General features: G+C 74.1%; 3 protein-coding genes and 2 pseudogenes. All 5 read right to left on the bottom strand.

Translation table 11 applies throughout. The features are described 5' to 3' along the window. A pseudogene (locus ACFE8Y_RS20810) lies at nucleotides 1–447 on the bottom strand (peptidase M23); the annotation flags it as partial. A gap of 135 nt (nucleotides 448–582) precedes the next feature. Further along, the gene (locus tag ACFE8Y_RS20805) at nucleotides 583–1242 is read right to left on the bottom strand and encodes a protein-L-isoaspartate O-methyltransferase (protein ID WP_375466274.1); all 660 of its coding nucleotides are present in this window, start codon (nucleotides 1240–1242) and stop codon (nucleotides 583–585) included. Next, entirely contained in the window at nucleotides 1239–1931 is a 693-nt protein-coding gene (locus tag ACFE8Y_RS20800; protein ID WP_375466273.1) for an alpha/beta fold hydrolase, read from the bottom strand. The genes ACFE8Y_RS20805 and ACFE8Y_RS20800 overlap by 4 nt, the downstream gene beginning before the upstream one ends. Nucleotides 1932–2134: 203 nt before the next feature. Beyond that, nucleotides 2135–2899, bottom strand: a complete 765-nt coding sequence (gene surE / locus ACFE8Y_RS20795) for a 5'/3'-nucleotidase SurE (RefSeq protein ID WP_375466272.1) — start codon at nucleotides 2897–2899, stop codon at nucleotides 2135–2137. After that, a pseudogene (locus ACFE8Y_RS20790) lies at nucleotides 2899–3072 on the bottom strand (serine--tRNA ligase); the annotation flags it as partial. The pseudogene ACFE8Y_RS20790 and the gene surE, both read right to left, overlap by 1 nt.

Below are 3072 nucleotides of genomic sequence, written 5' to 3'. Positions count from 1 at the left end.
GCCGTTGGCCGAGAGGATCGCCGAGGCCGGCACGCCGAAGCGGGTCGACATCTGGGTCAGGCTGTCGTTCTGCGACACGGTGATGGCGGTGCCGCCCTGCGCGTTCCATCCGGCCGCGCCCGTGGAGGCGACGCGGGTGGTCTGCGCCATCGGCTGCGACGGCGGGAGGGCGCGGGCCGCGACCGGGCCGGGCCGCGGGCTGATCGCCATCGGGGCGGCCAGCGCCTGCGACTGGATGCGGCCGGTGCGCACCGGCGCGCTGGCCTGCCCGTCCGGCAGGCTCCCCGTCGCCGCGGGCTCGCCCGACAGCGCGGCGAAGGGATTGCTGAAGGGGTTGTCGAGACGCGACACGTCCGACGAGCAGGCGGCCGCGCCGCCGCCGATCACCCCGATGAGGGCGAAGCGCGACAGCGTCCTCATCCCCCGACCTGATCCGCGAACCCGCATCGACGCACCCGTTTGCTTGACGCAACTTGATGACGCCATTCAAGACGGATTCAGGTTAAACATCCGTTCCCGTTCACCACGTTCGATGCGGTGCGGGAACCACTCTCGAAACGGGACGCGGCGTGCGCTCCCGGCTCAGAGCACCCGCGCCCGCCCCGGCACCAGGGGCGCGAGGCGCAGCGCCGGGCCGGCTTCCGTACGCAGGCCCGAGGCCGTGCGCGCGACCGCGAGGAGCCGCCCGTCTCCCGACCCGGCGACGAGGCGCCCGTCCGGCCGCAGCGCCGCGGACCACGCGGGCGGCGGGGCCGCCACGCGCCCGTGGACGAGGATGCGGTCGAAGCTGCCGGCCGCCTCCGCCAGCCCGTCGTCCTGCCGGATCACGGCGCGGGCGTCGCCGAGGGTGCGCCGGGCGGCGTCGGCAAGCGTCGCGTAGCGCTCCAGGCTGGTCACGCCGCCCGCTCCGAGCTGCAGCAGCAGCGCCGTGACGTAGCCGGACCCGGTGCCGATCTCGAGGACCTGCATCCCGGCCTCCACCCGCAGCAGGGCGAGCATGGTCGCGACCGTGCTCGGCGCGGTCATCGACGCGCCGCAGGGCAGCGGCAGGGCGAGGTCCCGCTGGGCGAGGTGGCGGTGGGCCGCCGGCGCGAAGCGGGCGCGCGGCACCTGCTCCATCGCCCGCAGCACGGCGGTGTCGCGGGTGCCGCGCCCGCGCAGCGCCATCACGAAGGCGGCGTTCTCGATCGCCGCGCCGAGGCCGTCGTGGTCGGGCAGCGCCTCGTCCGGGGGCCCGCTCACGGCGGAAGCGCGCCGAGCCAGTCGAGGAGGAGGGCGGTGAGCGCGCCCGGCGCCTCGATCGGCAGCATGTGGCCGGACTCCGCGACGACCCGCAGGACGGCACCGGGAATGCCGTCGCGCAGCTCCTCGGATTCGGCCACGCTGCGCAGGCGGTCCGCCCCGGCCGCCACCACCAGCGTCGGGCAGGCGATGGCGCCGAGCCGGTCGCGATCCCCGCCCCGCTCCAGCCGGGACTGACGCAGGAAGGCGTCGCGCCCGAGCCGGAGGCCCATGGCGCGCACCCGCGCGATCATGCCCTCGTCGCCGGCTCGGTCGGGATGCAGCGCGGCGGCGATCGACGACCGGCTCAGGCCGCCGAACGGCCCGGCCTCGACCCGCTCGACGGCGATGCGCTTGGCCGCCGCCTGCGCCCGCGTGTCGGCGCGGGCGGAGGTCGCCACGAGCGCCAGCCCCCGCACCCGCGCAGGCGCGATCCGCGCGGCCTCGCGAGCGACGGTGCCGCCCATCGAGAACCCGACGAGGACGACGCGTCCCGGCGCCTCGGCGAGCAGCCGTTCCGCCATCGCCCGGATCGACGCGTCGCGGCTCAGGTCGGCGTGGACGATCGGGCCGGCGGCGGACAAAGGGCCGGCCACGTCGTCCCACAGGCCGGCATCGAGCATGAAGCCCGAGACCAGGACGAGGCTCACGGGCCAGGACTCCCCGTCTGAAACGATCGCGTGACTGAGGGCGTCCAGGACGCCCGCAGGATACGCGCGGCGCCCCCTCTCCCAGGGGGAGAGGGTTGGGGTGCGGGGCGTGCGTCGTCCGGAGAAGTTACGCCCCTCATCTGTGTCCTTCTCCCCCTGGGAGAAGGGACCCGCGCCGGGTCCGGCCTCGTCGAGGAGGACACCTACTCCGAAAACGCCTGGGCGAAGCGGGTCAGCGTCGGCTCGTCGGTGAGGTCGAGGCGCAGGGGCGTCACCGAGATCCGACGCTCGGCGATCGCCTTGAGGTCGGAGCCGTTGCCCGGCTCGAACCGCGCCTTGGCGAAGGCCAGCCAGAAGTACGGGTTGCCGCGCCCGTCGACGCGCGCGTCGATGGCGAGCAGCGCCTGGTTGCGCTGTCCCTGGGCGGCCACGGCAATCCCCGCCACGTCCTCCGGCTCGCAGTCCGGGAAGTTGACGTTGACGAGGATGCCCGGCTCGATTCCCGTCTCCAGGATCTTCCGCACCACCGCCGGGCCGTGGTGCGCCGCGCAGTGCCACCTGAGGCTCCCGCGGCCGCCGGCGCCGTAGGCTTGGCTGAGCGCGATCGAGCGCACGTTGAGGATGGTGCCCTCCATCGCCGCCGCGATCGTGCCGGAATAGGTCACGTCCTCGGCGACGTTCTGGCCGCGGTTGACCCCCGACAGCACGAGGTCCGGCCCGTGCTCGGCCAGGATGTGGCGCACGCCCAGAATCACGCAGTCGGACGGCGTGCCCTTCACCGCGAAGCGCTTTTCGGAGACCTGCCGCAGGCGTAAGGGGTCGTTCAGCGACAGCGAGTGCGAGACGCCGGACTGGTCGGTCTCGGGCGCCACCACCCAGACGTCGTCGGACAGCGTTTTCGCGATGCCCTCCAGGGTTTCCAGGCCCGGCGCGTGGATGCCGTCGTCGTTGGTGACGAGAATGCGCATTACGTGGCAGGTCCCTCGATGCGGGTGATCCCGCCCATGTAGGGCACGAGCGCGGACGGGACCGTCACGCTGCCGTCCGGGTTCTGGTAGTTCTCCAGCACCGCGATGAGCGCGCGGCCGACCGCCACGCCCGAGCCGTTCAGCGTATGCACGAAGGCGGGTTTCCCGTCCTT

Origin of the sequence: uncultured Methylobacterium sp. (genome assembly GCF_964242245.1) — a bacterium.
GTDB lineage: Bacteria > Pseudomonadota > Alphaproteobacteria > Rhizobiales > Beijerinckiaceae > Methylobacterium.
Note: the sequence above shows the minus strand (reverse complement) of the source record. Positions and strands in the feature narration are given on the sequence as shown.

Excerpts from the sequence above, each read along its gene's own strand:
- surE (WP_375466272.1), bottom strand. The coding sequence starts at position 2,899 with ATGCGCATTCTCGTCACCAACGACGACGGCATCCACGCGCCGGGCCTG.